Annotated in this window: 24 protein-coding genes; all 24 read left to right on the forward strand. The window is 57.3% G+C overall.

Annotation, left to right across the window (positions count from 1 at the left end):
• The first annotated feature begins 9 nt into the window (after window positions 1-9).
• Window positions 10-1086: a type IV pilus twitching motility protein PilT gene (locus ACZ5IU_RS15120; RefSeq protein ID WP_464418781.1), complete on the forward strand. Its 1077-nt coding sequence runs from the start codon at window positions 10-12 to the stop codon at window positions 1084-1086.
• Between the two features lie 96 nt (window positions 1087-1182).
• Window positions 1183-2403, forward strand: coding sequence for a type II secretion system F family protein (locus tag ACZ5IU_RS15125; protein ID WP_464418783.1), 1221 nt, complete (start codon window positions 1183-1185; stop codon window positions 2401-2403).
• Between the two features lie 129 nt (window positions 2404-2532).
• Window positions 2533-3015 carry a prepilin-type N-terminal cleavage/methylation domain-containing protein gene (locus ACZ5IU_RS15130; protein WP_464418785.1) on the forward strand — a complete coding sequence of 161 codons (483 nt, stop codon included), beginning with the start codon at window positions 2533-2535 and terminating at the stop codon, window positions 3013-3015.
• A 10-nt stretch (window positions 3016-3025) separates the two neighbouring features.
• Window positions 3026-3400 (forward strand): type IV pilus modification PilV family protein, encoded by a 375-nt coding sequence (locus tag ACZ5IU_RS15135; RefSeq protein WP_464418787.1) that lies wholly within the window; start codon window positions 3026-3028, stop codon window positions 3398-3400.
• Window positions 3378-4367: a PulJ/GspJ family protein gene (locus ACZ5IU_RS15140; RefSeq protein WP_464418789.1), complete on the forward strand. Its 990-nt coding sequence runs from the start codon at window positions 3378-3380 to the stop codon at window positions 4365-4367. Before ACZ5IU_RS15135 ends, ACZ5IU_RS15140 begins: the two co-directional genes overlap by 23 nt.
• An 11-nt stretch (window positions 4368-4378) precedes the next feature.
• A complete protein-coding gene (locus tag ACZ5IU_RS15145) occupies window positions 4379-5023 on the forward strand; it encodes a hypothetical protein (RefSeq protein WP_464418791.1) in 645 nt (214 codons plus the stop codon).
• A 32-nt stretch (window positions 5024-5055) separates the two neighbouring features.
• On the forward strand, window positions 5056-8715 hold the full coding sequence (locus tag ACZ5IU_RS15150) for a pilus assembly protein (RefSeq protein ID WP_464418793.1): 3660 nt from the start codon (window positions 5056-5058) through the stop codon (window positions 8713-8715).
• The gene (locus ACZ5IU_RS15155; protein ID WP_464418795.1) at window positions 8712-9035 is read left to right on the forward strand and encodes a hypothetical protein; all 324 of its coding nucleotides are present in this window, start codon (window positions 8712-8714) and stop codon (window positions 9033-9035) included. The genes ACZ5IU_RS15150 and ACZ5IU_RS15155 overlap by 4 nt, the downstream gene beginning before the upstream one ends.
• Window positions 9036-9057: 22 nt before the next feature.
• Window positions 9058-10011: a type IV pilus biogenesis protein PilM gene (gene pilM, locus ACZ5IU_RS15160; protein WP_464418797.1), complete on the forward strand. Its 954-nt coding sequence runs from the start codon at window positions 9058-9060 to the stop codon at window positions 10009-10011.
• A complete protein-coding gene (locus ACZ5IU_RS15165; RefSeq protein ID WP_464418799.1) occupies window positions 10008-10586 on the forward strand; it encodes a PilN domain-containing protein in 579 nt (192 codons plus the stop codon). Before pilM ends, ACZ5IU_RS15165 begins: the two co-directional genes overlap by 4 nt.
• Entirely contained in the window at window positions 10583-11083 is a 501-nt protein-coding gene (locus ACZ5IU_RS15170) for a hypothetical protein (protein ID WP_464418801.1), read from the forward strand. The genes ACZ5IU_RS15165 and ACZ5IU_RS15170 overlap by 4 nt, the downstream gene beginning before the upstream one ends.
• Window positions 11084-11096: 13 nt before the next feature.
• Complete coding sequence (locus ACZ5IU_RS15175) at window positions 11097-11699, forward strand: hypothetical protein (protein ID WP_464418803.1); 603 nt, start codon at window positions 11097-11099, stop codon at window positions 11697-11699.
• Between the two features lie 11 nt (window positions 11700-11710).
• Window positions 11711-13438, forward strand: a complete 1728-nt coding sequence (locus tag ACZ5IU_RS15180; protein WP_464418805.1) for a secretin N-terminal domain-containing protein — start codon at window positions 11711-11713, stop codon at window positions 13436-13438.
• A gap of 132 nt (window positions 13439-13570) precedes the next feature.
• Window positions 13571-14143, forward strand: a complete 573-nt coding sequence (gene efp, locus ACZ5IU_RS15185) for an elongation factor P (RefSeq protein ID WP_464418807.1) — start codon at window positions 13571-13573, stop codon at window positions 14141-14143.
• Window positions 14144-14166: 23 nt separating this feature from the next.
• Window positions 14167-14598 (forward strand): CD1247 N-terminal domain-containing protein, encoded by a 432-nt coding sequence (locus tag ACZ5IU_RS15190; protein WP_464418809.1) that lies wholly within the window; start codon window positions 14167-14169, stop codon window positions 14596-14598.
• An 18-nt stretch (window positions 14599-14616) separates the two neighbouring features.
• Window positions 14617-15165, forward strand: a complete 549-nt coding sequence (locus ACZ5IU_RS15195) for an Asp23/Gls24 family envelope stress response protein (protein WP_464418811.1) — start codon at window positions 14617-14619, stop codon at window positions 15163-15165.
• 74 nt (window positions 15166-15239) lie between these two features.
• Window positions 15240-15719, forward strand: a complete 480-nt coding sequence (locus ACZ5IU_RS15200; RefSeq protein WP_464418813.1) for a hypothetical protein — start codon at window positions 15240-15242, stop codon at window positions 15717-15719.
• A gap of 4 nt (window positions 15720-15723) precedes the next feature.
• Entirely contained in the window at window positions 15724-16200 is a 477-nt protein-coding gene (gene nusB / locus ACZ5IU_RS15205; RefSeq protein WP_464418815.1) for a transcription antitermination factor NusB, read from the forward strand.
• The gene (gene xseA / locus ACZ5IU_RS15210; RefSeq protein ID WP_464418816.1) at window positions 16175-17374 is read left to right on the forward strand and encodes an exodeoxyribonuclease VII large subunit; all 1200 of its coding nucleotides are present in this window, start codon (window positions 16175-16177) and stop codon (window positions 17372-17374) included. Before nusB ends, xseA begins: the two co-directional genes overlap by 26 nt.
• Window positions 17371-18411 carry an S-methyl-5-thioribose-1-phosphate isomerase gene (gene mtnA / locus ACZ5IU_RS15215; protein ID WP_464418818.1) on the forward strand — a complete coding sequence of 347 codons (1041 nt, stop codon included), beginning with the start codon at window positions 17371-17373 and terminating at the stop codon, window positions 18409-18411. Before xseA ends, mtnA begins: the two co-directional genes overlap by 4 nt.
• 7 nt (window positions 18412-18418) lie before the next feature.
• Window positions 18419-19663 (forward strand): adenosylhomocysteinase, encoded by a 1245-nt coding sequence (locus tag ACZ5IU_RS15220; RefSeq protein WP_464418820.1) that lies wholly within the window; start codon window positions 18419-18421, stop codon window positions 19661-19663.
• Window position 19664: 1 nt separating this feature from the next.
• Entirely contained in the window at window positions 19665-20948 is a 1284-nt protein-coding gene (locus ACZ5IU_RS15225) for an amidohydrolase (protein WP_464418822.1), read from the forward strand.
• 14 nt (window positions 20949-20962) lie between these two features.
• Window positions 20963-23602, forward strand: a complete 2640-nt coding sequence (gene alaS / locus ACZ5IU_RS15230) for an alanine--tRNA ligase (RefSeq protein ID WP_464418824.1) — start codon at window positions 20963-20965, stop codon at window positions 23600-23602.
• Window position 23603: 1 nt separating this feature from the next.
• A complete protein-coding gene (gene ruvX / locus ACZ5IU_RS15235; protein WP_464418826.1) occupies window positions 23604-24029 on the forward strand; it encodes a Holliday junction resolvase RuvX in 426 nt (141 codons plus the stop codon).
• Window position 24030 lies beyond the last annotated feature (1 nt).

The raw sequence follows: 24030 nt of genomic DNA on the forward strand, positions 1-24030 counted from the left end.
GAGGGTATCATGGCAGACATACAGGCTCTTTTGGGCGATGTCGTTCACCGGAACGCCAGCGATCTGCACATGAGCGTCGGAATTCCCCCGGCCTTTCGCGTGGACGGAGAACTTCGCTATGCGCAAAAGCACGAGCTCCTGACGGCATCCGACATGGAGGAAATTCTTCAGAAACTGCTGAACGCCGAACAACGCGAAGCGTTCCGCCAGAAAAAGGAATACGACTTCAGCTTCACATACCGCGGAACGGGCGGCGAAACGGCCCGATTCAGGGGCAATTTCTTCCATGAGTCCGGAAACGTCGCGCTCGCGCTGCGATTGATTCCGACTGCCGTCCGGACCATCGATCAGCTCGAATTGCCGCCTATTCTGCGCGACATCGCGAAAAGGAAACGCGGACTCTTTCTCGTCACGGGACCGACCGGACACGGCAAGAGCTCCACTCTCGCCGCGGTCGTCCGCGAAATCAACGCCACCCGGCACGATCACATCGTCACGATCGAAGACCCCGTCGAATACCTCTTCTCGTCGGAAAAGTGCGTCGTCCACCAGCGCGAGGTCGGGAGCGACACGCACTCATTCGCCGAAGCGCTCAAACGGGTGCTTCGCGAAGATCCTGACGTCATCATGATCGGCGAAATGAGAGATCTCGAAACCGTCTCCGCGGCGATCACTGCGGCCGAAACGGGACATCTCGTCCTCGCGACGCTGCATACGCAGGACGCCGCGCAATCCATCGACCGGATCGTCGACGTATTCCCTCCCCACCAGCAGGGGCAGATCCGCATTCAGCTCGCGACCATCCTTGTCGGAATATGCTCGCAGCAGCTGATCCCGAGATCGGGAGGAGGCCGGGTGGTCGCCACGGAACTCCTGCTCGCGAACCCCGCGGTCCGCAACTGCGTCAAGGAGGGAAAGACGAACCAGATCAAAACGCTGATCCAGACGGGCGGCGAAATCGGGATGCAGACGATGGAGCAGTGCCTCGCTTCGCTCGTGAACCGCGGGGTATTGTCGATGGATGTCGCGATGTCGTATGCGTATGATTCGAAAGACCTGCAAAGAATTCTCTTCGAGCACCGATAAAGATGATATCAAGGCTTTACGTTGACACGACATTTGGTATAATTTTTCAAACGGGCAAGTGTCAAAAATGTTTGACGGTCTCGGGGAGTGTAGAAAATGGACTTTCGCTATCGTGCGCGTGCTTCGGACGGCAAAATCGTTGAGGGATTCCTGAGCGGAGAGAGCCAGACGCAGATCGTCGGCGTTCTGCGCGGTCGCGGCATGTTCCCGATCTCCGTCGAGACGAGGAAAACGGAGTCCTCGTCTTCCTCCGGCGGATTTCTCGACGACCTCAGGAAGATATCGAGCATCTCCCTGCGCGACAAGGTCGTGTTCTTCCGGCAGCTCGCGACGATGGTCAAGGCGGGCATCACGCTCGGCAACGCTCTCGAGATCCTCGTCGAACAGACGAAGAACGCGCGTCTCGCCGACGCGATCAGAAAGGTGAAGGCGTCCATCGATTCGGGCTTTTCGATGAGCGCGGCGATGCGGAGCCGCAAGGAATTCAGCACGCTCATGGTCGCCATAGTCCAGGCGGGAGAAGAGGGCGGCGTTCTCGACGACAGCCTCGACCGGCTCGCCTCGTTCCTCGAGAGGCAGGACGCGCTGCGCCGGAAGATCGTTTCGGCCGTTTCGTACCCGTCCGTCGTGATCCTTTTTTCGTTCTTCATTCTCTATATCCTCGTAACCGTCGTCATTCCGAAATTCGCAAAGGTTTTCAAAGGACTCAACGTCCCATTGCCCAAACTCACCGTATTCATGTTCGACTTCGGCATGTTTATCGCGAATTACTGGTATCTGCCGCTCCTGGCGGTTCTCCTGATCGTCCTGGTGACGATCCTTTTGCAGAAGTCCCCTTCGACGCGCCCGGCGTTCGACGCGTTCAAGCTCAAGGTCCCGATAACGGGCGATATCCTCTACCGGACGGTCATGGCCCGATCGAACCGGACGCTGGCGTCCCTCGTGCAGTCGGGGGTGCCGATCCTGAAGTCGCTCGACATGACCGCGGAAGTATCGGACAACTACGTCATCGCCCAGGGCTACGTCACGCTCCGCGACGCGGCCAAGAGAGGAAAGGGGCTTGGCGATACAGCGAAGGAACTGAAGATCTTCCCGGCGATGATTGCGCATATGATGCGGATCGGCGAGGAGACGGGGCAGCTCGAGGAGATGCTCAACAAGGTGGCCGACTGGTTCGAACTCGAACTCGACGAAAAAATCAAGCGGCTGACGGCGGTATTGGAGCCGGTGCTGATCATGATCGTCGGCGGAATGGTCGCATTCGTGGCGCTCGCGATCTTCACGCCCATCGTGACGGCGATACAGACGCTCATGTAGATAGAAATCCATCTTCGGTCGAAGGGGGGAAGGGAAGAATCACAGACAAACGGACGGGAACGACGAACGATTTTCGGAATGGCGCGATCGGAGCGCCATGACATACAACTCACAAGGAGGAGAACTCTCATGAAGAAAATCGCAACGATGCGCAAGGCGCGCGGCTTCACGCTTGTGGAACTTCTGATCGTCATCATCATCATCGGCATCCTGGCGGGTGCGATGCTTCTGGTGGCGGGCAGCGGAACCGACAAGGCAGAAGCGACGAAGATCGTGTCCGACCTTCGCTCTTTGAAAGCAGCGGCGCTGATGTACTATGCGGATAATCCGAATACGGCTCTTTCCGCAGGTGCAAACGATGTATTAAAATTACAAAAATATATGGATAGAAGTGTATCCGACACAAATCGTAACTTACGAGGCGTTGCTTCTGGTGATGAGAGGATTTGGTATGTTGGCGCATTCGTCAGCAATGATTTGGCTGGAGCAAAGATAAAACTTGCTGATATGGCCGACTCAGATGGACTTTACTCGGGAGCAGATGATAATATTGCGAAAACTACAAGCTACAAAACGACACAAACAGATTGGGTCTGGATGCGCGCCCGTTAGGACGACCTGAATGGACAGAGGCTTCTCGCTCGTCGAAACCGTGCTTTCGATGCTCATTCTGGGAATCGCGCTGCTCGCCATCGCGCTCGTTCCGGTGGCGACGACGAAACTCATTGTGTCGAGCGCGGAACACGAGCGGGCCAGCCTCGTCGCGACGCGGAAGTTCGAGGAGCTGGAGGCGCACACCTCCAGCTCCGACCTTTCGACGAACATCACGTCCGGGAATTCGACGATCGAAGGAATGGTCCTGAGTTGGGATGTTTCGGCGCGCATCGCCCAAAAACAGACGATTACGATGACCGTGACGTGGCCGGGCGTCGTCGGGCAGAAGCAGCGGGTCTTCACGCGGGAGGTGAGCACGTTTGCGGCTCCCAGGGCGCGGTAATGCAGGGCAGGGTCATTCTTCCCGCGAAAACGGCTTCACGCTCGTCGAGATTCTCATATCGGTCGTCATTGTGGGAATCATCGGAGGAGCGGCCGCGTCGCTTCTTTATACGTACATCGGCAGTTTCGAGCAGACGAGCGACTACGTAACCGCCCGACAGCGCGCGGAGGGCGTCCTCGCCATTCTCGAACGTCCGATCCTTCACGCGAGCCTCGGCATCCCGGAGAGTCCCGACAATGTCGTGACGTTTGCCGATTACGCGACAAAGGCAGACTCGGTCTATCAGAAGGCGTTCACCGATTCGACGGGAGGCCCGGTCGTCAAGGATTGGAGACACCCCGTATTCATCTCTCCGGACAACGCGCTCGAAGGCCCTGAGATCCGGATCGTGTACGCGATGCCGTCCGGGGTCGTCCAGACGGAACAGCTTTCGGTCAGTGATTCGTCGGTCTTCAGTCTTGATCTTTCACCTGATGTGGACACGCTGTTTGAGACGGCTGCGCCGTCCATCATACGTCTTGACTCGTGGATCACATTCCCGACCCTCGGCTATCCGCTGTACGTTTCCGGAGGAACGCCAGCGGTGCCGAAGGTCAGGCGCCCATCGACGAATACCACGGCCGGTTTTATTGCAGCGTATGACGAACTGCTGTATGTCCGGGCGTTGCGGGCTTGCGTTGTGACCGACTCTGGCGGTTCCTATTTTGCTACGGAGGATGTCACTTCGGGATCCGGAACGCAAAAGCGCATCGAAGGCATCCGGAAGCTTCACTTTTCTTTTGATCCGTTTACCGGCGTGCTGGTGGTGTTCGTTCTCGCGCAGGGGAATAAACGCTATGCCTCAGAAGTAGTCCAGTCTCTCGACGGATGGCCGTCGAGCGCGGACGCGATTTCGAGTGACGACAGGCATTACCGCCTCGCGATCGCCTCGGCGGCCTGGCGGCTTCGAAATACGGCGAAACCATAGGTGGGTGCGGGATGCTGACTCATGGAACCGTTTTTTCGTCACCTTCTCATAAAGTGCGAATGATCCCCCGCAGGGGAATGACGCTCGCGGTCGTTCTTCTGGTCATGCTCGTGGGCACGGTCCTTGTGGGGATGTCGTTATATATGGCGGAGAACCTCCATTCGACGACGCAGATGTTCGTGACGCGGAGCGTCGAATATAACGAAACCGTAAGAGGTACCGAAATCGGAAAGGCGTGGATTTACAATCATCTCAAGACGAACGGATCGCTTCCGTCCATCGGAACGATCAGCGGCGATATCGACTCCGCCGACAAGATTCAGCTGACGAAAATTCCGGCCGGATCGCTTACCGTTTACGTCTACGATCTGAACTATGATGCAAGCAAAGTCACGGTATCCGGAACGGCGCTGAACGGCTTTCCCCCGAGACTCGTTCTGTCCGGCGCTTCCGTGACTGCGGGAGGCAACAGCGCCGTATATCAGGGAAGCTATTACGGACAACAATACGGAAAGGGAACATCCGAATCGTCGGGAGTGACCACCGGATATGGATTGTATCTCGTCCGAAGCGTCTATGACAGCGGCGCCGGAAGGCAGCGTATTCTGGATGAGGCGGTCATTATCGACCCGGATCTTCAGAACACGTTGCCGTAATTGTTTATTTCTCTGGAATGGAGGGGAGATGTATGAGACATTTCTCGATCAGATCGGTGCTGGTGAGCATTGCGGCAGCATCTCTTCTTCTGGCGATCGGGAACGGAAATGCCGACGCCGCAATGTTCAACGGCGAGAAACCGTTCCGTCCATTCATCAAAAAACTTTTTACGCCCGACGATACGATCGCGAAAGGGTATCCGCCGAACGTGCTTTTGCTCGTCGATACGGGATCTCCGATGCTCTGGACCCCGAGGGGGAAAATACCGAACTGCGATACCGACAGCGCGGACATGTCCTCGATTTACGCGAAAATGGCGCAATGCACATGGGGATCCGGGGCTCTGCCGTGGACAGTTCCGTTCGGAACGACCCAATATCGCTACGGCCGGGATCTCGACGCGTCGAACAACGATCCGGAAAGCGCTGATTGCTATTACTACCCCGACCCGAGCTACAGATACAAGCTCGTGTTCAAGGACTCGCGGTACTGGCAGACGCCGAAAATAAACCCGACTACGAATGACCTCGTTCCCAACGACAGCCGGCTGTACATGTCGAAGCTCGTCCTGTGGCGGATTCTGAATGAAATCGACCTTGTCAAGGGCATGAATATCGGCCTTGCGACGGGATATCAGGAGCATACGGATAATATGGCCGGAATCTGGGCCGATTTCTACAGGAAGGATTTTTTCGACGATCACAGGGGACCGGATTGGGCGACATGCTGTTCCGGAGGAACGTATTATTGTTACAGGGATGCCCAGAATGTTCGATGGGGAGTCTATCTCGATCTGTATAAAGACACGTCGGCACTGATCAAGAGGCGAATCGGACGAGCTTTCCTCAGAGTTCCGATTTCGGAGCATTCTACGGATCACATAGCGTCTCTCTTGAAATATATGGATGGAGTCGAACAAACCGAGTCAGGGTCCGCGACCTACAGCAAGATTATCAACGACGAACTCATCGCCGACGGAAAGACCCCGCTCGCCGATTCGATCTACTTTCCGCCATCGGAGGACGCGTTGTCGACGGGCGGCGGGACGACGCGCTACCAAAAAGGAGCGATAAACGTTTCGGTGACGTTTTCCCAGCGTATCCTCCTCGGCGCAAAACAGGCGGTCGGGTGCGTCCGGAATTTCTTTTACGACAGAGTCGTCAAGGGATCGTGCCAGAAGAACTGGCTTGTCGTTTTCACCGCGGGCGACGACAGCACGGGCGGCGCAAAGGCCGAAGACAGCGTCAGGAACCTCTACCGGAGTACGAAGACCCTTCTCGATGTGAACGGGAAAATTCTCTCGATGGACGACGGAGTCCGTACGATGGTCGTCGGGTTCGTCGATCCGGACAGCACGGATCCGCAAGTCGTCAAGCTCAGGACGACGCTCACGAATATGGCTCAGGAAGGGCAGCCGCTCGCGAACGGAGACCGGAATCCGAACGTCAGGCCGTATTTCGCGAACGATGTTCCGGGGCTCGTGAGTGCGCTGAAGAGCGTCTTCACGTCGATCGGCGCTTCGAACTATGCGGGCGCCGCTCCGGTGGTTCTTCCCCCGAAAACCCCCGAGACCGACGGGATCGTCTTCAACTCGACATTTACGATCGACAAGAATGGGAACTGGAGCGGAACCTTTTCGAAGGCGACGCTCAACATCGAGACGAATATCTATACAGATGTTTGGGAAGCCGGGAAAAAGATGCCATCGGCTTCAAAACGGAACCTCCTGACCGTCGACTGGGACCCCGCGGGAACGAAGGCCGCCCCGAAGTTCGCCTTGAACTGCAATTGTTGTGTTCTGAACGTCTCGACCGAGACAGGAAACCCGAAACCGCCTCTTTCGAACGAGATCTGGAGCGATTGCGACAACAGCCAGGCGGATCTTTTCATCCGATGGCTCAGGGGTGAAGACTATAATGTATCGACGAAGACGTACGTCCAGCGAACGAACCCGTTGCTTGACATGGAGCACTCGGGCGTCACGGTCGTAAAGGACCCCGCGGCGCAGTATTCCGCACAGGAATACCAAAAGTTCAAAACCGACAATTCCGGGCGCGATCCTGTCGTCTATATCCAGTCAAACGGCGGAATCCTTCACGCGTTCGATTTTTCGAGCGGCGTTGAGAAATGGGGATTCCTTCCTCCGAATGTCGTTCATTTCAACCGTCTGGCGCGACTCCGTTTTCCGTTCGATGACGGCGTTTCTCCGTCGAACCTTACGCCGAAGCTTTCCATGAGCGCGACGACGTTTCCCGTGTATCTCCTCGACGGATCTCTCGTCGCCGAAGACGTTTCGCTTCTGAACGACCCCCACAATCCGGGGAACCCGGGATACGGGACGGTTCTTGTCGGTTCGCTGGGATATGGCGGTTGCGGCATCTATGCGATGAACGTGACGAAACCTTCGCTCCCGCAGTTTATGTGGGGCATCGAGAATCAGATGTCGTATGGCGAGAAACTGGTATATCGATGGGTGCCGAAAAGCACGACGGACGCGGTGGCCGCCGACGTTTATGTCACCCCCCACGCCTCGCCGCTTTCCGGCTTTGATTACCGTCGCCTCGGGATGACGATGAGCGTTCCCGCAGTCGGATATGTCCGGAATAGTCCGTCGGACTCATGGGTTCTGATCGTCGGCGCCGGAATGAACCAGAACCTTGCGTCGCGCGACGTCGCCGACGTTGGGAAGGCCATATATGTGTCTTCGATAGAGAACGCGGCTATCGTTCGGGAATTTGTGGCGAACAATGTCGTCGGATCGCTGACGGGTGACCCCGATAAGCTCGGCATGGCTCTCGCGCCGATTTCCGCATATGTCGCGACTCCCGGAGGGCCGCTGGAAGAGGCGTATACCTCCGACCACAGGGGGCATATCTTCCGGATCAATCTCGCGACCGGTTCCGCTTCGACGTGGACCATGCGGAACATTTTCACCCTGAAATCCGATACGGCCGTCCTTTCCTTTACGAAACCGATCGTGATTCCTCATGCGCTCGAACTGGGGTTCTTTGGCGGAGACATGTGGGTCTTCGGCGGCACGGCCGACGTCAGGGGGCCGGACTTCAAGGTTATCTCCAATGATCGACAGTATATCTTCGGCTTTAACTCGAAAATAAGTGACGACGTGTCGCTGACAAAGGAAGATCTTTACGCTGTCGCTCCGACGAGCGATTCCTCGTTTCTGGGAGATGCGACCTCCGTCTCGCAGGGAAAACGGGCCGGGTGGTATATGCCCCTGCAACAGAGAAACGCGGCGAGCAAGAAGGAGGCGGAATACGCCTCGACACCGCCGTTGCTCATCAACGGCGCGCTTCTGATCGCGACGTTCATACCGACGATCGAGGATGTGGATGACCAGTGCCAGGTTGGAGGAACGTCCCGGTTGTATGTTGTCGATGCCGCGACATCCAAGGGGCTCTGGGACAAGACGACGGTCAAGAGATATGTTGAATTGTCCGGCATCAAGATATCCGGGTTGACGTCTTCCCGAGGAAAGCTTTTCCTCGGGATCAAGGAGCTCAATCCCGGTTTCGACCCGTCCACTGTCGAAGGAGGAATTCTGAAGAATTCACTTAAACGGGGAGGGGTTCTTGTTTTCGACCTTCCCGAAGGGATCGGATCCGGCGGCTCGACGGGAAGCGTTCTTCCTGACAAGCAAAAGGTCCAATACTGGAGGGAGATCTTCCGATGAAAACCAGGAAAATCTTTTCTTTTTATCTCACATGCGTTATTCTCAACTGTATGGCAACTGCATGCAGCGCAGTTGCCATGCCTGAGAATGTTTTATACGGAAAATTGATAACGCTTACGATCAATCCTCCATCCCTTACGGTGCAAAGAGAAGCCGAACGGATCACAAAGCTCTGGAACAGCGAGAAAACACAGTTTAAAGATGTGAATGGCAATTCGGTTTCTCCCAATACTTTCTCCGTGAAGTTCGGCGGAAAAGAAATCGGAATGGCATTCGACGTCTCGGGTATAGCCATACGGGTTTTCGCCGTAACTCTTTAGCCTCCGGGAAGCTGGTGATGTGATGGCGCGAGGTTTGTTCCGGAAGAAGAAGAACTATGCCGGGCTTGCTCTCCAGACCGATGCGTTGCGCTTTGTCGAACTCGAGGGGACGTCTTCTTCCCTCAAGGTGAAGAAGAGCGCGTCGTTTTCCGCGACCGGCGCCATCAGGCGAGACTCGCTCGCGGACCTCAAGGCGTTGCAGGACGGTCTCAAGTCGCTGCTGTACAACGCGGGAGGTTCGGCGGGAGGTCCCGTCGTCCTCGGCGTTCCGTCGAGAGATGTGATGATCCGTCTCGTCGACTTGCCTGAAATGCCGATGAACGATGCGCGGGAGGCCCTCAGATGGGACTTCGAGAAGTATTTTCCGTTCCCGTACGCAGATGCGGCCGTCGACGTTTCTTCCGTCGATCTGCCCCCGGCGGCGGCGCAACAGTCCGGACAGATGTCCATTCTCGTCGTGACCTGCAAAATGAAGCCGATAGAAACGCTTCTTCGGATCTGTCAGGAAGTCGGGATCGAAGTGGCCGCGATCGAGCCCGTCAATGTCGCACTGTTTCGGGCGCTCGCCGGGCCCGTCCCGGCGATGCAGGGGAATTTCGTCTCTGTTTTCCCCGACAGGGAAGTGACGAACATCGTTCTCGGGTTCAAGGACAACGGGATACTTTACAGAACCGCCCAGGTCGACATCCCAGAGTCTCTTCAGGAGAACCCCGAAGAGGCGCTTCTGCCGTTGGTCCGCGAAGTGACGAATACCGTCATGTTCGCACGGAACCAGTATCGCGAGACCGCGTGCGGCACGATCGCGGTCTCGGGATGGACGCACGACTTCGAGATCCTGCGATCGGCGCTGTCCTCCGCGGCGGGAATTCCCGCGGTCGCCGTCGATCCCTGGGAGGCCTGGGGGATCTCTGGGAAGCCTGAAAACGCCCCGGTCTGGGGCGGAGCGCTCGGACTTGCGCTGAGGGATGTCCAATGAAGGTAAGAATCGATCTCCGGCCGCGCGAACTTGTCGAACAGAAAAAAAACGGCGTCAACATCGGCCTTATCATCGTGACGGTTGTATTCCTGTCGTTCATCGTCGTCTCCGGAACGACGTTCGTATACGGATATATGACGAGCCGTTCCCTGCAGACGCAGGTGACGCGCCTGAACGACGACATCGCGATTCTGACCGCGCAGAATCGTCGTCTTTCGAACGAGATCCAGCGTCTTTCCGAGCAGGAGAAGATGTACGGAAACGCCCTTGCGCTCTTGCGGGAGGAGCTGCCGACCCTCGAGTTCCTCGAAGCCGTCGAGAAGGCCCTCCCGAAGGGCGTCTGGTTGTCGTCGGTGACTCAGAGAGAAGGAAAGGCCGAGATGAAGGGGTTCGCGTACAACGAAAACGATATCGTCGTTTTCGCGCGTGGCCTGATCGATACCGGCATCGTTCCGAACGTCGATTTCCCCGTGACGAGGCGAACGACGCTGAATGGCGCCGCGGTCGTCGATTTTTCCCTTTCCTGCGGTGTCGGCACGATCGACACTATCGGTAAGACCGGAGAGAAAAAATGACGTCGAAGTCGAAATCCTCGTTTCTCTTGCTCCTGTTGTTTCTTCTTGGAGGCGCGCTCGTTTACGGCGAGTACAGTTTCGGAAAGACGATCATGGAGTTGCGCCGTTCGATCGAGAGTCTGACGGTTCAGCGGACCGTTCTCGAGCGGACGGCAATGGAACAGACGCAGCAGATTTCGGTTTTCAAAAAAGCCCTTGCCGAACTTGAAACGTATCAGCTGGGTATCCCCGCGAATGAAGTCGACTTTTATTCGCTCGTACAGAAAGAAATGGAGAAGAACGGCTTGAAGAGCAACATCATCCGTCCGGTGAAGGCCGCAAACGGACGCAGCGCCGTCGAGATCAGTTATGAGGGACCATACCTCTCCTTCGTTCCGACGCTCTCGGACTGGCGGAGTCTGAAGGTCGCCGTTCGCGTTTCCTCGGTGACGATGCAGGGCGGAGAGGACCTCGCAATCAAGGGGAACGTCATTTTGGAATCTGTCCTCGGAAAGTGAGGAATGGTCGCGTATGGATGAGAAAGCCGGATGGGGCGTCGTAATCCGTGAGTTCTGGAAGAATCTCGCGAACGGAGAAGGGGGATTCCGCTGGCTCAGGCTCGTCGTCACCACGCTCTTTTTCGCAGGAGCCGTCTGGTCGGGTTACGTCTTCAAGCAGCTCGTCGAAATGTCCCGCCCGAGAAACCTTCCGATCCCGCCGTCGGGGAACGCGCCGGCGCAGGACCAAAGCCGCCTTGACGCCATGATCGCGCAGTTCAGGGCGTCCGTCGAGGCGCGGAAGACGAGCACGCTCATTTCGGGACGGATTCTCGACGAGACGAACGAACCGTTCATGCAGGCGCGGAAAAAAACTGACTCGGTCAACGTTCTCCTCAAGGATCAGGCAAAGATGCCGCCTCCCGAAGTGATTCCGCCGATCATGTTCGTGAAGGCCCTGATGACGGTAAATGGCGAGTCCACTGCGATAATGGACATCGAAGGGGAAGGGACAGGCATCGTGGTTCGCGCGGGCCACCGCTTCGGAGGGGCGAAGGGACGCGTTGTCTCGGTGTCCGCGAACGGCGTGAAGATCGTGTGGTCGGGAAAACGACTCGAACTCAAACCCGGAAAGTAGGAGGAAGGCTGATGCGAATTCGTTGGTTTCCGTTTCTGTGCGTTTTTCTCGTGACCGCCGGCTTCGCGTTGTTCACGGTTGTTTCGGAGGTACAGGCAGTCCCCGCGTTCACCGAAAAGGAGATGCTCGCGCTCAGGAAGGTCTCGGGAGTCCAGTGCAAGCAGATCGGTGATACCACGCTCGTGCTCGAACTGAAGGGAGATTCGCTGAGTGCCCCGGAGTTGCAGTCGTCGACGCCATCGTCGATGGTGTTCCGTATCTCCGGGGCGCGGGTGCCTTCTCTTTTCTGGAAGAAGGATCTCGACTATCCTCTCGCGAAGATGCTGACGCTGAGCCAGGACAAGGGCGCCATCGTGATGACCGTCGACGTGATGCAGGACATGAAGATTCGGGAAATTCGGGGAACGGCGCCCGCGAACCAGTACGTCATCATGCTCGTCACCGCGGATCAGGCGGCGCGCCTTGCGGGACAGGAACAGCTGACGGTGCGACCCGTCCCGAAGGTCGATACGGGCGACCCGTTTACGAAAACGATTCCGATCACGCTCGACCTCCGGGACGTCGAACTTCGGGACGTCTTTCGGATGTTCGGGAAGTACATCGGCATGAACGTCATTTCCGATCCGTCCGTTCCGAACGTTCTCGTGACGATGTCGCTGAATCAGGTCCCCTTGAATCAGGCTTTTTCCTACATTATGAAGATGTACGACGTCACGTACGCCATTATGGGAAAAACGATTATCGTCGGGACTGCCGACAGCATTTCGAAGGTTGTCGGGAAGCAGGGGACGCGATCGTACCATATCGCGTACGCCGATCTGAAACAGCTCGGCGGCATCATCCAGGGATTGACGGGCGTCACGAAGGTCATTGCCGACGACCGTCTCAAAACGCTCTACGTGACCGGACGAATCGACCAGCTCGATGAAATCGATTCCCTTCTGCAGCGTCTCGACCACCCGGGGCGCCAAGTGATGCTCCAGGCCCGGATCGTCGAGATCAACGATACCGCCAAAAAGGATTTCGAAACGATGCTCGACGCCGTCTACAATCACTGGTGGCTGAGCTACAGCAAGAGCGGGATCAATATCGGCAGCAGCTACATCAGCGACAAGGATTCGTACGTGAAGGACGAAAAACGTCCCGGAACGATCATCACGGATATGAAGAATGTCGCGTCGGGAACGCTCAAGATGCTGGACGCCGGAATCGTCGCCCTCATCAACGACAACAAGGGGAAGGTGATCGCCGATCCCTCCGTGATCACGCTCGACGGCCAGAAGGCGACGATCAAGCTGACCGAGAACTATCCGTACGTATCCCAGCGCGACCAGGCGGGCAACCCGACCTGGAGCGAAAAGGAGGTCGGTCCGAAGCTCGAGTTCCAGCCGACGATCGGACGCGACGGCATCGTGACCGTGAAACTCAAGATATCTACTGGTGAAATCATCGGAACATATGTCGGAGCGAACAAGGAAGAATTCCCCCAGACGACAAACAGGGAAGTCGATACGATGGTCCGGGTCCGTGATGGAGAGCCGTTCGTCGTCGGAGGGCTCTTCAAGGATCAGAAGACGAAAGAAGTGTCGAAAGTCCCCGTCCTGAGCGATATCCCGCTTCTGGGCCAGTTCTTTACGGCGAAGACATCGAAGAATGTCAAGTCGGAACTCGCGATGATCGTGGTGCCGTATATTCTGCATACACCTGACGTAACGGTTGAGAAGACAGTCATCAAATAGCGCGAATGAATGCGGACGAAGCGGGGGGAATTTCGGAATTCCCCCGCTTTTGCTTTGCGTCCGCGCCGGTTTTGATATATCCTTATCCGGATATCGTGAACGTTGCGTTTCAAGAGTCAGGAGGCTTCGGGTATGGGGCAGGTAGTTGATACGACGGATTTCTACATCGGTTTGAAGGTCAAGTGGCAGGACGGCATCTGGGAGATCGTGGATTATCAGCACCACAAGATGGGGCGGGGCGGGGCCGTCATTCGCACCAAGCTCAAGCATCTTGAGAACGGATCGATTGTCGAGAATACGTTTCGCTCGGGGGAGCGTTTCGAGCGGGTCATGTTCGACGAAAAGCCCGCTCAGTATCTCTACAGGGAAGGCGATAGATTCATTTTCATGGATCTTGCGTCGTACGATCAGATGGAAATACCGGAAGACGTTCTCGGAGATATCGTGTATTATCTTTCCGAGAACCTCGAAGTCCAGGTCGAAGTCTACGAAGGGAAAATCATGGGGATTGAGCTTCCCAAAAGCGTCGAGCTCGTCGTCACCGATACGCCTCCCGGATACAAGGGAGACACGGTTTCGGGCGGCGGGAAGCCTGCGACGTGCAATACCGGTTTGAGCGTCACCGTTCCCATTTTCGTGAACGTTGGCGATGCGATCATCGTCGATACCCGCACCGGCGCATATATCGAACGGGCGAAGAAATAACTGAAGGGCTGGGGATTATAATAATGAGCACGAAAGAAAAGGTTGCCTATCTGAAAGGACTTCTCGACGGCGTCGATCTCAAGGACGACGCGACGAAGCGTGTTTTCCTCGCGGTTGCCGACGCGCTGAATGAGGCCGCGCTCGAACTCGACGAGCATGCCGAAACCCTGGAGGAACAGCAGGATATGATCGACGGCCTTTCCGACGATCTCGACGCGCTCGACGAAGACGTTTCGGAGCTTCGCGACGCCCTTTGCGACGAAACCGGGGAATGCACCTGCTCTGACGACGATGAGGACGACAGCGATGAAGACGAATTCGACGAAACGTACGTTTCCGTTACGTGCCCCTCGTGCGGACATGTCTTCTATTACCAGCCCGACGAATACACGAAAGACGAAACACTTCAATGTCCCGGTTGCGGTGGTGAATTCGAACAGCCCAAGGATAAATAGCTGAAGGGAGGCTCAACAATGGACGAGTACAATGAAAGCCGCGAAGAACAGGGTGTGGTCAAAGAAGAAGCCGAACAGGCGAACGTGATCGAGACCGAGTCGGAAATGGAATCGACGCCGGTATCCGGCGGATCCATTCAGGGTACGGTTCACATTGCTGAAGATGTCATCGTCGAACTTGCCAAGAAGACTCTTCAGACCGTCCCCGGAGTTCAGCCCGCAAATCCCGGCATCGCCTCGAAGCTCGGGATCGGCAGGAAAGCAAGCGATGGGATCCGCGTTGCGGTCGAAGAAGGGAAACCCCCTGTCATTACGGTGGATGTGTACGTTTTAGTGAAGTACGGCCTCAGGATTCCCGATGTCGCGTGGGATGTTCAGGAATCCGTCAAGAGTAATCTCGAGCAGTATACCGGGTATTCCGTCAAGGCCGTCAATATCAACGTCCAGGGTGTCTTTTTCGAAGGGAAGAAACCCGAGATACCACCCCAGAAGCCTCTTGAAAAGGAAATCGTCGAAGAACAGGAACCGTCGAGCGGCCCGGTTTCACCCGAGATCGATCAGTATTGATCGAGGGCTGGAGATTCCTACGAAACGAGGCCGGTTCGTGTTCGAGCCGGCCTTTTCAGTCTGGGGTGAATAGAATGTACTATTTCTGGCGCAAGACGGAATTGGGAAAAATTTCGCTCTCACGTGACGGTCTCGTCCGCTATATCAGCGCGTTTCTCAGGGAACCGTTCACATGCCACCATGTGACGCTCTCACCGGCCGATAGTACACTGTTTCTCGGGATAGGATGCCCGGAGGATTCGAGCCCTCTCGATCACAGGGTTGTTCAGGAAAGAGTCGTTGAGGCGATAAGGCAACTCGGTCTCTCGACGAGAATTACGTGGATCGAACAGGAGAACGTTTCGGTTCGTTCTCTGATTTCGGGCGTTCTCGTCAATCGTCCGATTCTCTGGGGAGTAGTCGGATTCGCCATTGCGGCACTTTTCATCATGGGGCTGAAATGGTTCCTGTTGGCCGGAATTATGGGCGCGCTTTGTTTCGGGGTGTCTCGTGCCCTTCTTTCCGAAAGGGGCAGGGAGCTTATCCGGAAGATTCACAAGTGGATCGGGAGGTAACACAGTGCCGAAGGCATTTCTTCCGCAGAAGCGCAGGCGATCCCGCGAGATCGCATTGCAGATGTTGTATTCTCTCGATATACGAAGGTCCGATGATGTCGCTTCGGCGGTAGAATGCTTTCCGTCCGAAAACGAGGATGAAGATGTTTTTATGTATGCAGTTCGGCTCGTACGTGGAACTTTCGAGAAACGGATGGAGATAGACGGCCTGATCCGCGAGCACCTTACTGGATGGCGCCCGGAGCGGATGGTCGCTGTTGATCGTGTTGCCGTTCGACTGGCGCTGTTCGAGGGCGTGATCGGCCGTCTGACTCCGATTCCCGTTGCGATTTCGGAGGCTGTCGAATTGGTCAAGGCTTTTGGCACCGAGGAATCGGGAAGATTCGTAAACGGAGTTCTCGGAAAGATCGTTCGCGCCTTGCCATCGGCCGGAAGTCCGGAAGCGCACGAAGCGGGTGACGTATCTGATTCTGACGGTTGATGAAATTACCGGCCGTATCGGAGCGGTTTTTCTGGGTGATCCCTTTTTTCAGAATCTGGCCGTTCGCGGGGAAATTCTGGAGCTTGTGCGTCACGGGAGCGGAAATGTTTTTTTTGCGCTCGGCGGGAAGGAAAGTCGCATTTCGTGCGTTCTATTCAAATCTGATGCCCTTCGGATACCTCTGTGGCCTCGTGCTGGCGACGAGGTTATCGTCGAAGGACGAGTTGCCGTCTACGCGCAGCGCGGGACGTACCAGATTTATGCGAGACGTCTCGCCCCCGTAGGTGCAGGAGCGGTTGCGCGCGCCAGGGAAGAACTCAGGAACCGTCTTCTCGAAGAGGGAGTGTTTTCCCCGGAGTTGAAGCGCCCTCTTCCTCCCTTTCCGGAGCGTGTCGCCGTCGTAACGTCCGCCTCCGGCGCAGCGGTCCACGATGTCATCCGCGTCGCGGGAAACCGCTTCCGCGCATGTGAGATAGTCGTGATCCCCGTAACGGTCCAGGGATACGAAGCGGCGCAGTCCATCGTCGACGGACTTTCGCGGGCGAACCTCGTCGACCGCGCGGAAGCCGTCCTTCTCGTTCGCGGCGGAGGGAGCAGGGACGACCTCAATCCGTTCGACGATGAGAGCGTGGTCCGCGCCGTCCGGATGTCCCGTCTTCCCCTGATTACGGGACTGGGGCACGATATCGATCTTTCCCTCTCGGACCTTGCCGCGGACGTTTCGGCTCCCACGCCCTCGGCTGCGGCCGAGTATCTCTTTCCGGATTCCGCCGAACTCGCCGTATCGATACGTCGCTCCGCACGCCTCGCAAGGAGCCACATCCTTCGCGTTTTCAGCGAGCATCGGTTCGCGGTCTCGCGAATCTCGCAACGACTTGCGGATGCCTGCGACGCGTGTATCCGCAGACACGGGTTCGCGCTGGAATCCCGGATGTCGAAACTCGAGGCGGGTATACGCGCGATTCTCAACGCTCAATCGTCCCGGTTTTCCATTTTCGAAGCGCGCCTTCATTCCCTTTCGCCGACGGACGTCCTCAGGAGGGGATATTGCGTGTGCGAGACGAAAAACGGCCTGCGTCTGCGTTCCGTCTCCGAGATTCCAGAAGAAGATGTTTTCGTCGTCCGATTCTCCGATGGTGACGTTTGCGTGACCGCCCAAAGGCGATCGCCATGATGGAACGTTCCGAGGCCATCGAATGGCGAAGAGATTCTCTGTCGCTTCTGGACCAGAGGAAGCTTCCTCTCGAGGTTTCGTTTATCGATTGTCGGACTGCGGACGACGTTGCCTGCGCGATAGAGACTCTCGCGGTCCGGGGCGCCCCGGCCATCGGAATCGCGGCCGCGTACGGCGTCGTTCTGGACGCACGTTCCGTTCGTGACGCGATTGCGGCCGTCTCGAGATTGTCGCGTACCCGACCTACGGCCGTCAATCTCTTCCATGCCCTCGAAAGGATGCATTCCTGTATCGAACGAAGCTCTTCCTCTTCTCTCCGCGACGAGCTGGAAAGGGAAGCGCTACGGATTCATTCGGAGGATATCGCCGCGAACGAACGGATAGGAGACTTCGGACAGGATCTTCTTCCCTCGGACGCAACAGTGTATACGCACTGCAACGCGGGGGCGCTCGCCACGGGAGGATTCGGAACCGCGCTCGGCGTCATCCGCGCGGCGGTCCTGAAAGGAAAGTCAGTCCGCGTTCTCGCCGACGAAACTCGTCCGATGCTTCAGGGGGCGCGATTGACTGCCTGGGAACTCTCCGAAGATAATATCGATGTGACAGTCGTGTGCGAGGGGATGGCGGCGGCGGCGTTTTCGCGGTATAAAATCGACGCGGTGCTCGTCGGAGCCGACCGCGTGGCGTCGAACGGCGACACGGCCAACAAGATAGGGACGTATACCCTTGCGCTCGCGGCCGCACATTTCGGAGTTCCGGTCTATGTCGCCGCTCCGTGGAGCACAGTGGATATGAAGTGTCCGACGGGAAACGAGATCCCGCTCGAGGAACGGAATCCCGACGAGATCCGCGAGTGTTTCGGGAAGCGGATTATGCCCTCTGGGTTCAAGGTGTGGAATCCGTCTTTCGACATTACGCCCGCGACGTGTATCACCGCAATTATCACGGAACGCGGCGTGGCGTTCCCTCCCTTTTCGGAGTCGCTTGCCGCGCTTTGCGATGTGACGTGTTTGTCAGAAAACGAACGGAAGGATTGATGAGCGAATGACGCAGATGACGACGATCGATACGGAACGGGCACAGCGCGGGCGCCACAAGATTGAATGGGCCTGGCAGTTCATGCCCGTTCTCCAGAACCTCCTGAAGCGCTACGGAAACGAAAGGCCATTCAGCGGACACAATATCGGGGCGTGCCTCCATCTCGAGGCGAAGACGGCGTGCCTTCTCGAAACGCTGCGAAAGCTCGGCGCCAATGTCTACGCCGCCGGGAGCAATCCGCTTTCGACGCAGGACGACGTCTGCGAGGCGCTGCGCAGCGAAGGCATGGCTGTATACAGCCGTCACAGAATGTCGACGGAGGAGTACTTCGAGAACCTTCACGCGGTGCTGCGGCACGATCTCGACATCATCATCGACGACGGAGCCGATCTCGTCGCGACGATGCATACCGACTACAAAGAGAAACTTTCACGGATTCTCGGAGGCTCCGAAGAGACGACGACAGGCGTGAAGCGTCTGAAGGCCATGCACGCGGACGGCGTCCTCGCGTTTCCGATGATCTCGGTGAACGACGCCAAAAGCAAGTTCCTTTTCGACAACAGGTATGGAACGGGACAGTCGGTCTGGGACGGAATCATGAGGACGACGAACATGCTCGTCGCCGGAAAGACCGTCGTCGTCGCCGGATACGGCTGGTGCGGCCGCGGCGTTGCGCTCCGCGCGAAGGCGCTCGGAGCGCGGGTCATCATCACCGAGATCGATCCGCATCGTGCGTTCGAGGCCGTTATGGACGGATGCGACGTCATGACGATGGAACAGGCCGCTCCTCTCGGAGATATGTTCCTGACGCTGACAGGGAACCGCAAGGTGATCCGTCGCGAGCATTTCGAAAAGATGAAGAACGGGGCCGTACTCGCGAATGCCGGGCATTTCGATGTCGAGGTCTGGAAACCCGACCTCACGGAACTCTCTCTCTCTGTCGAAACCATTCGAGACAACGTCGAAGTCTTCAGGATGCGCGACGGAAGAAACCTGTTCCTTCTCGGAGAAGGGCGCCTCGTCAACCTCGCCTGCGGCGACGGTCATCCCATAGAGATCATGGATCTGAGCTTCGGAATGCAGCTCGAGTCCGCACTGTACATCTCCCGGAATTCGCTTCGGCCCGGAGTGTACGACGTCCCCGAAGAACTCGACCTGCGGATCATGAGAACGAAACTCGAATCGGGCGGCATCCGTCTCGAAACGCTTCTTCCCGAACAGGAAGCGTATATGAAGGGATGGCAGGAGTGATATGACGACACTGTTCCGGGATGTCTTCTATCTCGACGTCGAGGCGGAAAAAACAGCCCGCGGGGACATTCTTGTCGAGGGAGACCGGATCAGAAGCCTCTCAGGACCGCGAACACTTCCCGCAGCAGACGAAACGATCGACGGAAATGGCCGCGTCGCTCTCCTTCCGGCATTCGTCAATTGCCATACACACGCGGCGATGACGCTTCTCCGCGGTCTCGGGGAGGAGAAGCCGCTCATGGACTGGCTCAAGGAACGCATCTGGCCCCTCGAGGCCCATCTGACGCCGGATGATATCTACTGGGGAACGATGTCCGCCATGATTGAGATGGTTTCCTGCGGCGTCGGCTGCTTTGCGGACATGTATTTCGAGATGTCGGAGGTCGCGCGGGCTTCGCAGGAAGTCGGAATGCGGTGCGGCCTCTGCCGAGGAATCGTCACCGACGATCGGAAGAGGCTCGACGAGAACCTTTCCCTGTACGACCGGTGGCACGGCAGGAACGGACGCGTCACGGTCCAGCTCGGTCCTCACGCGCCGTATACCGTTCCGTTCGAATATCTGAAGGAGATCACCGCAATAGCCCGGGAACGCGGCATCCATGTCCAGATGCACTTCCTCGAGACGAAATGGGAGCTTGAGTACATCGCAAACGATCTCGGTATGTCGCCGATGGAATATCTCGAGGAATCCGGAATTCTCGACGTCCCGGGGGCGATTCTCGCCCATTGCGTCTGGCTTCCTCCCGAGATTGCCGAAAAGCTCCCCCGTTCCGTGACGATCGTCCACAACCCTAAGAGCAATCTCAAACTCGGGAGCGGGCTCTTTCCCTGGAGGGATTTTCGCGTGCGCGGCGTGCAGGTTGCGCTCGGAACCGACGGAGCGGCGAGCAACAACAGGCTCGATATGCTCGACGAAGCCCGTTTCGCATCGCTGGTGCACAAGGGCCGGACGCTCGATCCGACGGAGGCTCGCGCGTGGGACGTTCTTCGGGCCGCGACGCTTGCGGGATACAGGGCGCTCGGGTTCGAGAAAACCGGTCTTATCCGAGAGGGGTGGACCGCCGATTTCGCGATGTTCGACATCGATTCTCCGCGATACGTGGGCGTCGACGAATCGAACCTCGCGGAGTTCCTCGTCTATTCGGGATCGAGCAGGGATGTGACGGGAACGATGGTCGACGGAAAATGGCCGTACAGGAACGGAGTCTTCTCCGTGGACGTCGGGAACGCGCTCGAACGCGCGAAGGAAACACGCCGCTCGCTGATCCGACGGGCGACTGAATGAGGGAGCGTGGGAACATGCAGTGGAGAACTGGAAAGGAAATTCGCAAGGCATTCATCGATTTCTGGGTTTCCAAGGGAAGCCGGCACTATCCCAGCTTTTCCCTGATTCCGGACGACCCGACGCTTCTTTTCACGATAGCGGGTATGGTTCCGTTCAAGCCCTACTATCTCGGCATCATGAAGCCCGAAGTCACGCGCGCCGTCACTTCGCAGAAGTGCGTCCGGACGAACGATATCGATAACGTCGGACGGACGGCGCGCCATCATACCTTTTTCGAGATGCTCGGAAACTTCAGCTGGGGCGATTACTTCAAATACGAGGCGATCTCGTGGGCGTGGGAGTTCCTCACGGAGGTCATCGGCCTCGACGGTTCCCGAATGTATGCAACGATCTACAAGGATGACGAAGAGGCGTACTCGGTCTGGCGGCATACGGTCGGCCTTCCCGACGAACGGATTTACAGGTTCGACAAGAGCGAGAACTTCTGGTTCATGGGAAATCAGGGTCCCTGCGGTCCATGCTCCGAAATCCTGTACGATCAGGGGCCTTCGTTCTCCTGCGGCAAGCCCGGATGCGCGGTCGGCTGTAATTGCGACAGGTACCTCGAGATCTGGAACCTCGTCTTCACGCAGTTCGATCTCCAGAAAGACGGTTCCCTTCAGCCGTTGCCGAAGAACAATATCGACACCGGGATGGGGCTCGAACGGCTGACGTCGATCGTTCAGGGCGTACGGACGGATTTCGAGACGGATCTCTTCCGTCCGATCATCGATCACGTCTGTTCCTCGGCGGGCATCACATATGGCGCCTCATCGAAATCCGATCTCGCGGCGCGCGTGATTTCTGACCATCTTCGTTCCGTCGCGTTCATGATCGCCGACGGCATTCTTCCGGCCAACGACGGACGAGGATACGTCCTTCGCAGACTCCTTCGCCGCGCCGCGCGCTACGGGAAGCTCTTGGGATTTGACCGTCCGTTCCTTCTCGATTTCCTCCCGGACGTTCTTTCGGCCATGCAGGATCCGTACATCGAACTCGTCGACAATCGCCTGACAATCGAACAGATCATCGATGTCGAGGAACGGCGATTCCTTCGGACTCTCCAGCAGGGAACGGAACTTCTGGACGGAGAGATCTCGACGCTCCGCGGCCGGGGAGAAACGGAAATCCCCGGAGACGTCGCCTTTGTCCTGTACGATACGTACGGATTCCCGTACGAACTGACGCTTGAAATCGCGCAGGAACAAGCCATGACGGTCGACAAAACGGGGTTCGACGCATCGATGGAAGAACAACGCGTCCGCGCTCGAGCCTCGAGCAAGCATGTCCGGAGTGAATTCACGGGAGACGTCTATTCGGAAATCCTGAATTCCTCGGGCAACACCGATTTCGTCGGTTACGACCGTTCGGAGATCGAGACTCCCGTCCTCGCGATCGTGAAGAAGGGCGAACGAGTGTCGTCTCTGGAGAAGGGCACGTCAGGCGAGATCGTGCTCCGCAAAACCGCATTCTACGCGGAAAAAGGAGGACAGATCGGCGATACCGGCTTCATCAGGGGACCGCATTCCGTTCTCGAGGTCGTCGACACCGTCGTTCAGCACGGATCGCTGTCCATCCACAAGGTGAAGGTTCTCGACGGGGAAATCCGCGAAGGAGAGACTGTCGTCGGATCCGTAAACGTCGAACGGCGCGATTCGATCCGCAAGAACCACACGGCGACGCATCTCCTCCACGAGGCGCTCGGAAGAGTTCTCGGCGGACATGTCCGCCAGGCCGGTTCGCTCGTGAGCGAAAAATCCCTGCGCTTCGATTTCACGCATTACGACGCGATGACGCAGCAGCAGATCGCCGAGGTCGAAAAGATCGTCAACGAGCGCATTCAGGATAATACCTCGCTCGAGGTTTCCGAGAGCGATATGGAACACGCCAGGGAACTCGGGGCAAAGGCGCTCTTTGAGGAAAAATACGGCGACATCGTCCGGATCGTCCAGATTCCCGGTTTTTCTTCCGAATTGTGCGGCGGCCTTCACGTCGACGCGACCGGCGACATCGGACTCTTCAAGATCGTCAGGGAGGAAAGCGTGGGATCCGGAACGCGACGGATTACCGCCGTTACCGGAATGGAGGCGTTTTTCCTCTTTCAGCGCCAGTCTCGGACGACCGCGAAGATCGCGGGACTTCTCACTGCTTCCGAAGAGGGACTCGTCGGCGCCGTCGAGGGACTCGTCGAGCATGCGCGGGAGCTGGAGAGGCGTCTCGAAGAAGCCCGTCTCAAGGCCGCGACGTCATCCGTCGCAAGCAAGGCCCGTTCCCGCTCCGTCGAATCGCTGACGCTCTGGACCGGTCGTTTCGACGAGACGGACGCGGATCTTCTCCGCGAAATCGGAGATTCTCTCAAACAGAAAACCGCCGGATCCGTCGTTCTTCTTGCGAGCGCTCACGGGGACGACGTCATTCTCGTCGCGATGGCCGATCAGGCTGCGGTCGATTCCGGCGCGCACGCAGGCGATCTGGTGAAGCACCTCTCTGCGAAAATCGGAGGCAAGGGCGGCGGCAAGCCGAGTATGGCTCAGGCCGGTGGAAAGGATCCCGCGAGGATCGACGACGTTCTCGAGGCGGCGGCTCCGGTCCTTGCGGAAATTCTCGGAAGGTGACATGGCATCCTCCGAAAGAATCCTTGCGCTCGACATCGGTCACGTCCGGATTGGCGTCGCTCTCAGCGATCCCTTGGGCCTTTTCGCCCAGGGGATCGGCGTTCTTTCCGCGACCGATGAATGGCTCGACGAGCTCGACAGCCTCGTCGGACGCCACAAGGTGACGACCATTCTTCTCGGCCTTCCCGTACGCACGAGCGGAGAAATGGGTTCCGAAGCGAAGCGGATTCTCGCGCTCGCCGAACTCCTCCGGGCGTTCTTTCCCGGATTGAAGATCGAAACGTGGGACGAACGATTCACGACGACGATCGCCGAGCGAGCCATGATCGAAGGGAACCTTTCGCGAGAGAAGCGGCGACATTCGCGCGATAAAGTCGCAGCTGCGATCATTCTTCAGGGATACCTCGACAACCGCCGGGGGGGATGAC

It is taken from the genome of Lactivibrio alcoholicus (assembly GCF_055390895.1).